This is a genomic window from Flavobacterium sp., assembly GCF_046317795.1.
GTDB lineage: Bacteria > Bacteroidota > Bacteroidia > Flavobacteriales > Flavobacteriaceae > Flavobacterium.
In genome coordinates, this window is sequence record NZ_JBKCVI010000059.1 from 1 (window position 1) to 7,495 (window position 7,495).

Sequence of the window (7,495 nt, forward strand, 5' to 3'; positions counted from 1 at the left end):
TCTTGAATTTCCAATTTTACCAAACTGATACATTACGTTGGATGTCAATTGTGTTTTATCATTGATTTTCCAATAATGTGTCAACATATTAATCGGCTCTTCAACTTCTCTATCACGAGAATTTCGCTTTTCCCCATCTTGATAGCCCCAAAAAGAATTGTATTTTATACCTGCAATACTGGTAATTTCATTAGTGTTTGATGAGTTTCTTCCTCTTCTGTTTTGAGCGTATATTGTAGTAAAGTTTAAGCTGTGCTTTTCATTAAACTTTTTCTCAATACTTGCAAATAATGAATTTGCTGCATAATCTGTCCCTTCAAAATAAGCTTCTTGTGCCCACCGTCTAGAAGCAGAAATTACAAATGCCCAACCTTTTTTATTCATACCCGAAGCATGGGTCATCATGGCTCTCCAATTGTAATTGGTTTGGGTTCCAGCATAAGAAAGACGAGTGCCTTTTCTGTAAATGGATGCTCTAGTATTTATTTCTTGCGTTCCTAAAATTCCTCCAAAAGTATAGTCTGATGGCGCTGAACCCATGGTGAATTCTTGATTTCGTGTTGCATCATTTAATCCACCCCAGTTTCCCCATTGTGGTCTATTATCTAACAACTTATTCATAGACACCCCGTTTATCATAGTGTTTGAATATTCATTATCCAAACCTCTAATCCTAAATCGGGCTTGTCCCCAATTGAAAGCTGCGGCTTGTTGGAAGACGTCTCTCGATGCTTGTAATAATCCAGCTGTATTCTCTGAGCCACTATTATCGTCACCTAAATCATTTTCTAAAATAGTAATAAGGTTAATTTGTTGTTCAAAAGTAATGTCTTCCTCCAAAACAATAATTCCCAAATCTAATATTTTTCCAACTTCTACTTCAACTACTAATAATTGGTCTTTAAAACCGACACTTTTTATCTGAAGGAGTTGGCTTCCTGCAGAAAGTTCATTAAAAGTAAAAACCCCCGAAACATTTGTTAATGTTGTGAGCGTGGTGTTTTGAATAGAAGCAACTACATTTTGTAGCGGTTTTTGAGTTTTTGAGTCAACGACTTTTCCAGTGAAACCCGTTGATTGGGCAAAAACAAAAACAACCTGCAATACAAATAAAGCACTAAAAACAAGTTTTTTCATAAATTAAAAAAGGTTAATTTCTATTAGTCAAGTCTTAATAAAAACTTAAAGCCGACAAATGTACATCTTTTAATAATATTATCTACTTTTGGCTCGAAGTTTGTAAAAAACTTGACATTAAATTAATATACCTTTTATGAGAATTAAAAAACTGATTGCTTTTTTCTTTGTTTTATTCGCAATTTCAACGACAAATGCACAAACAAAAAAGTTTACTATTCATACCGTCGCTTTTTACAATTTTGAAAATTTGTTTGATACGATTAATGGAACAAACAACGATGAAGAATGGCTGCCAGATGGTACTCAAAACTGGACTTCCAATAAATACAAACAAAAACTTCATAATTTAGCTAGGGTGATTTCTGAGATTGGAAGTACGGACAATCCAAATAATTCTCCAACACTCATTGGCGGTTGCGAAATTGAAAACAGGGGTGTACTTGAAGATTTGGTTAAAGAACCTGCATTAATTAATAAAGAATACGGCATAGTGCATTTTGATTCTCCTGACAAAAGAGGAATAGACGTTGCCTTATTATATCAAAAGAAACATTTTAAACCTACTAGTTATAAAAACATACCACTATTGGTTTACCGAAATCAAATTAATCAAGCTGCTAAAGATAAAAATGAAGCAGACGATGCGTCCGACGATAAATCAGAAATTGATAAAAACTTAGACAGAGTGTATACAAGAGATGTATTATTGGTAACAGGATTTTTAGATGGTGAAGAAGTAAATGTTATGGTTAATCACTGGCCTTCACGCTCTGGTGGCGAAAAGAAAAGTTCTCCTTTTAGAGAAGCAGCAGGAAGATTAAACAGACAAATCATGGATTCTATTTTTAAAATCAATCCAAATGCCAAAATTATTACCATGGGCGATTTAAACGATGGAAGTTATAACAAAAGTGTAAAAGAAGGCATTGGTGCTAAACGAAAAAAAGAAGAAGTAAAACAATTTGGCATTTATAATCCTTTTGAAGAAATGTTTTATAAAGGTAATGCTAGCTTATTTTATCGTGATGCAGGAGATATTTTTGATCAAATCATGGTTTCTGAAGCGTTAATAAAAAATGATTATTCAACTTATAAATATTGGAAAGCTGGAATTTATAACAAACCCTATATGATAACTACAATAGGACAATACAAAGGATATCCGTTAAGACATAGCATGACAGAAATTGGTTTTAGTGATCACTTTCCCGTATATATTTATTTAATTAAAGAAGTTAAATAATTTTAAAAGTCTCGATTTTTCGGGACTTTTTTATTTTAACTTTACCTAAAATATTCATTATGGCAACCGCAAAACCTTTCAACCTCAACAACTGGATTGACCAAAACCGTCACCTACTAAAACCACCTGTTGGCAATAAAAATCTATATGTAGATTCTGGTGATTATATAGTAATGATTGTTGCTGGTCCAAATGCCAGAAAAGATTATCACTATAACGAAACCGAAGAATTATTCTACCAACTCGAAGGCGAAATAACTGTTTTTATTCAGGAAAATGGCGTAAAAAAAGCCATGAAACTTTCGGCTGGGGATATGTTTTTGTTACCTGCCAAAACGCCGCATTCTCCATCACGAGCCGAAGGTTCAATAGGATTAGTGATTGAGCGAAAAAGAGAAGGAAAAGACATTCCCGATGGCTTACTATGGTTTTGTGAAAATTGCAATCACAAACTTTATGATGTCTATTTTCCACTTACTGATATCGAAAAAGATTTCCTGTACCATTTTGAACATTTCTATAATTCTAAGGATTTGCGAACGTGTAATAAATGCGGTACCATAATGGAAGCCGATTCGAGATTTACGGGGAAATAATTTTACACCAAATAAGGCATTTAAGTTCATAAAAAGGTTTTTTCTTTGATGCCACATTCCTTATATGGTTTATTATTAGGAGCCCTGCCTGACGGCAGGCAGGTATTTCCGGCTGTCCACTATATCTTTTTATCTCGTTTTAAGAACGAGATAAAAAGGATGCCGTTCCCATCCGGGCTAAAATTCAAAATAAAGATTTACTTTTGCTGTCATAAATTTTACAAACTAATAAACTATACTATAATGGCAACAATTGCACAACAATTTGGCATGACCGAAGCATTAGAAATACTTGGGGTAAGAGCCATCAACGAAGGAACTTCAACAGGAAACCATTGGTTTTCAAACGGAGAAATATTCGAATCACATTCCCCAGTAGATGGTCAATTAATTGGAAAAGTAAAAGCATCAACCCCAGCTGATTATGAAAAAGTAATGCAATCCGCAACCGAAGCTTTTAAAACATTCCGATTGATGCCAGCACCACAACGCGGTGAAATTGTGCGTCAGTTTGGACAAAAATTGCGTGAGAAAAAAGAACCTCTTGGAAAACTAGTTTCTTATGAAATGGGAAAATCATTGCAAGAAGGTTATGGCGAAGTTCAAGAAATGATTGATATCTGTGATTTTGCCGTTGGGCTATCACGCCAATTACACGGATTAACCATGCATTCCGAACGTCCTGGACACCGAATGTACGAACAGTATCATCCGCTTGGAATTGTCGGGATTATCTCGGCATTCAATTTTCCTGTGGCAGTTTGGGCATGGAACACCGCTTTAGCATGGATTTGTGGCGATGTGTGTGTTTGGAAACCATCCGAGAAAACTCCGTTGTGCGGTATTGCCTGTCAAAATATCATCGCCGAAGTATTGAAAGAAAACAACCTTCCAGAAGGCATTTCGTGTTTAATTAATGGCGATTATAAAGTGGGTGAATTAATGACGCACGACAAAAGAATTCCTCTGGTTTCGGCAACGGGTTCTACTCGAATGGGGAAAATTGTAGCGCAAGCTTGTGCGGCACGATTAGGTAAATCGTTATTAGAGTTAGGCGGAAACAATGCCATTATTGTAACTCCGGATGCCGATATCAAAATGACGGTAATTGGAGCTGTTTTTGGCGCTGTTGGAACGGCAGGTCAACGTTGTACTTCTACACGAAGATTAATCATTCACGAAAGTATTTACGACAAAGTAAGAGATGCCATTGTGGGTGCTTACAGTCAATTGCGAATCGGAAATCCTTTAGACCAAAATAATCATGTTGGACCACTTATAGATAAACACGCCGTTGAAATGTATAACAATGCCTTATCAAAAGTTGTTGAAGAAGGCGGAAAAATTTTAGTTGAAGGCGGTGTGCTGAATGGCGCAGGTTATGAAAGTGGTTGTTATGTTAAACCCGCAATCGCTGAAGCAGACAATTCATTTGAAATAGTGCAACACGAAACCTTTGCGCCGGTTTTATATTTATTAAAATATTCGGGCGATGTAACCAATGCTATCGAAGTTCAAAATGGCGTTGCCCAAGGTTTATCCTCTGCGATTATGACGAATAATTTGCGTGAAGCCGAAGCATTTTTATCTGTTGCTGGTTCAGATTGTGGAATAGCCAATGTAAACATCGGAACTTCCGGTGCTGAAATTGGTGGCGCTTTTGGTGGTGAAAAAGAAACGGGTGGCGGAAGAGAATCAGGTTCTGATGCCTGGAAAGTGTATATGCGAAGACAAACGAATACCATTAATTACACTACGAGCTTACCTTTGGCTCAAGGGATAAAGTTTGATTTGTAAATATTACATTTAACCCGTTGGGTGTAATTATTTTTATGGCTAATATTATATCGATTGTCACATTGATCCTGTCGAAATGTATCTTTTTTAAAATGTCTTCGACAAGCTCAGACTGACATTTGTGTTCTAATTGACCTTAAATTTAAATCAAAAAAGATATTATTTATTACTTTTGGTTTATATCACCCAACGGGTTACATTTAATAAAAAAATCTAGGAAAAATAAAACTTAAACGCTATGAAGAAACTATTCTTATTTTTTTTGTTCTCAACATTGTTCTTTACTTCATCATGTGATGATAACGATGATAATCAGATTTTTTGTACAGATCAATTTGTATATGGATTAAATGTCATAGTTCTTGATGCGTCTACAGGAAACCCAATATTTCAAGATATTGAGGTAAAAGCTGTTGATGGGACGTATCAAGAAATATTAGAACTAGTTCCAAGCTCAGAGTATGCATTTGTCGGTGCTGGAGAAAGAGCTGGAACCTATGTTGTAACCATCACTAAAGCGGGCTATCAAACATATACCTCAGCGCCAATTGTATTAACACGAGATGAATGTCACGTTATTCCGCAGTCATTGACAGTGAATTTACAGTCCAATTAATTATAAAAAAACTTTTCGTCAAGTAGTGAAACATATAAATAATATAATTTTTTAGGGTTATAACCTCAAAATAATATAATTTTTTAGGGTTGTAAATAAGTTTTAGTATATTTGCACCATGATAATTAGAGACATTTCTAAAAACATTGTAGCCGATTGGGATTATAAAAAAGCAATTGTGCTATTAGGTCCAAGGCAAGTGGGCAAAACCACATTAATTGAAAAATTAGTGACCAATAAAAAAGTCTTGTTTTTAAATGGAGATGACCCACAAACACGCCTTACGTTTGCCAATGCCAATTTTAATTTTCTGAAAGAAACGGTATCCGATTATGAAGTTATTGTAATAGATGAAGCACAACGCATACAAAATATTGGCGTAGCAGTTAAAATGCTTATCGATGCCAAACTTAACAAACAATTTATACTCACAGGCTCTTCTTCTTTAGATCTAGGCAATGAAATTAACGAGCCGCTAACGGGCAGAAAATGGGAGCATCGATTATTCCCTTTAAGCTGGAACGAAATTAAAAACCACTTTTCTTTTGCAAAATCGTTTGAAAGACTAGAAGAATTTTTAATTTATGGTATGTATCCAGAAGTAGTTACGGAACAAAAAAAACAAAAAATTCTGCTACAATTGGCAGGTAGCTATTTATATAAAGATATTTTAGAATTAGTCAATATCAAAAAACCAGATTTGTTGATGAAACTTCTTAATGCACTAGCACTTCAACTAGGCAGCGAAGTATCTTATAACGAATTGTCAAAAATACTTGGGGTAGATAGAATGACCGTGGTAAATTACATTGATTTATTAGAAAAAGCATTTGTAATATTCAGACTATATCCCTACGCCACCAACCAACGCAACGAAATCACCTCAAAACCAAAAATCTATTTTTATGATAATGGAATAAGAAATGCTATTATTGGACAATTCAGTCCATTACAAAACAGACAAGATGTGGGTGCTTTATTTGAAAATTTCTTTATTAGTGAGAGAATTAAAAAATTATCGTACGAAGGATTTTACGGAAAAACACACTACTGGAGAAATACCCAACAAGCAGAAATTGACTTCTTAGAAATAATAGAAAATGACATAACGGCTTACGAAATAAAATATAACCCAAACAAAAAGGTTATTTTCACAAAATCGTTTACCGAAAAATACCATCCCAAAAACACCATTGTAGTAAATAAAGATAATTTTTGGGAATATTTGTAGCGTTTAATTTGTGATAATTTGAGCAATCTGTGTTTTACTTCGTCTTCTTCACATACTGCGTTAAAATAACAATATGTTGTCCTTCAACTCTGCCTTCTATTTGGTCGGCATTGTCCCAAACTAATTTTATGTTGTGAACGGCCGCGCCACGTTTTGCGGCGAAATTCGCCCCTTTTACATCCAAATCTTTAATTAAAACTACAGAGTCTCCGTCTTTTAGGATGTTACCGTTACTGTCTTTATGAATAATTTTACCTTCATCATCTTCTCCTTCGCCAGTAGCACCAGCCCAAACTAAGGTTTCTTCGTCAAGATACATCATGTCCAACAAATCTTGTGGCCAACCTTCTGCTCGTAATCTGTTCAGCATGCGCCATGCAACCACTTGCACAGGTTTATTTTCATTCCACATGCTTTCGCTGAGACATCTCCAATGATTTGGATCGGTGGTAGTAGTGTTTTCGATTTGGCTTTTACAAGTCGAGCAAACCAAAACAGAATTGTCAAGCGATATGGATTCTTCTTTGGTTAAATGTATTCTTAAGTATTCGGTTGAACCACACAATTCACATTTAGAACCGCTTCTTTCGCTTAGTTTTTGGTCAATGACACTCACCTTTAAAGGTTAAAAGAAGCGCCTATTTGAAACACAAATTGATTGTTATATTCGTCAAATCCTTGAATGTTCTTGTCGTATTTTGCAATAGGAATTCCTCCTTCTGCATATAAACCAAATCCTTCTGAAAAGAAATACCTAACGCCCAAATGTGCACCAAAGTTTCTTAACCCCAAATTCAATCCAGGATAAATATCCATGGCTTTGTCCAATTGAAAAACACTTCCTAAGTTGGCGTTAAAACGAACTTTTGCAT

8 protein-coding genes are annotated in these 7,495 nt (G+C 35.1%); 5 read left to right on the top strand and 3 right to left on the bottom strand.

The features are described 5' to 3' along the window. A partial coding sequence (locus ACK5ON_RS03670) for a carboxypeptidase-like regulatory domain-containing protein (RefSeq protein ID WP_409819983.1) occupies positions 1-1,137 on the bottom strand: 1,137 nt, incomplete at its 3' end. A 136-nt stretch (positions 1,138-1,273) separates the two neighbouring features. Between ACK5ON_RS03670 and ACK5ON_RS03675 the strand changes: the two genes are divergently transcribed. The 5 genes from ACK5ON_RS03675 (at position 1,274) to ACK5ON_RS03695 (ending at position 6,623) form a co-directional block, all read left to right on the top strand. After that, positions 1,274-2,383, top strand: a complete 1,110-nt coding sequence (locus ACK5ON_RS03675; protein ID WP_409819985.1) for an endonuclease/exonuclease/phosphatase family protein — start codon at positions 1,274-1,276, stop codon at positions 2,381-2,383. A 59-nt stretch (positions 2,384-2,442) separates the two neighbouring features. Further along, complete coding sequence (locus ACK5ON_RS03680; RefSeq protein ID WP_409819988.1) at positions 2,443-2,979, top strand: 3-hydroxyanthranilate 3,4-dioxygenase; 537 nt, start codon at positions 2,443-2,445, stop codon at positions 2,977-2,979. A gap of 243 nt (positions 2,980-3,222) precedes the next feature. Beyond that, positions 3,223-4,776: an aldehyde dehydrogenase family protein gene (locus ACK5ON_RS03685; protein WP_409819991.1), complete on the top strand. Its 1,554-nt coding sequence runs from the start codon at positions 3,223-3,225 to the stop codon at positions 4,774-4,776. Positions 4,777-5,014: 238 nt separating this feature from the next. After that, on the top strand, positions 5,015-5,392 hold the full coding sequence (locus ACK5ON_RS03690) for a hypothetical protein (protein ID WP_396173065.1): 378 nt from the start codon (positions 5,015-5,017) through the stop codon (positions 5,390-5,392). A 118-nt stretch (positions 5,393-5,510) separates the two neighbouring features. Then, positions 5,511-6,623, top strand: coding sequence for an ATP-binding protein (locus ACK5ON_RS03695; RefSeq protein ID WP_409819993.1), 1,113 nt, complete (start codon positions 5,511-5,513; stop codon positions 6,621-6,623). A 34-nt stretch (positions 6,624-6,657) separates the two neighbouring features. On the opposite strand, the gene ACK5ON_RS03700 is transcribed toward ACK5ON_RS03695, so the two are convergent. Together ACK5ON_RS03700 and ACK5ON_RS03705 are read right to left on the bottom strand one after the other, a co-directional pair. Next, positions 6,658-7,239, bottom strand: coding sequence for a PhnA domain-containing protein (locus tag ACK5ON_RS03700; protein WP_409819996.1), 582 nt, complete (start codon positions 7,237-7,239; stop codon positions 6,658-6,660). Positions 7,240-7,241: 2 nt separating this feature from the next. Then, positions 7,242-7,495 (bottom strand): DUF6646 family protein (locus ACK5ON_RS03705; RefSeq protein WP_409819997.1); only part of this gene is annotated, 254 nt, incomplete at its 5' end.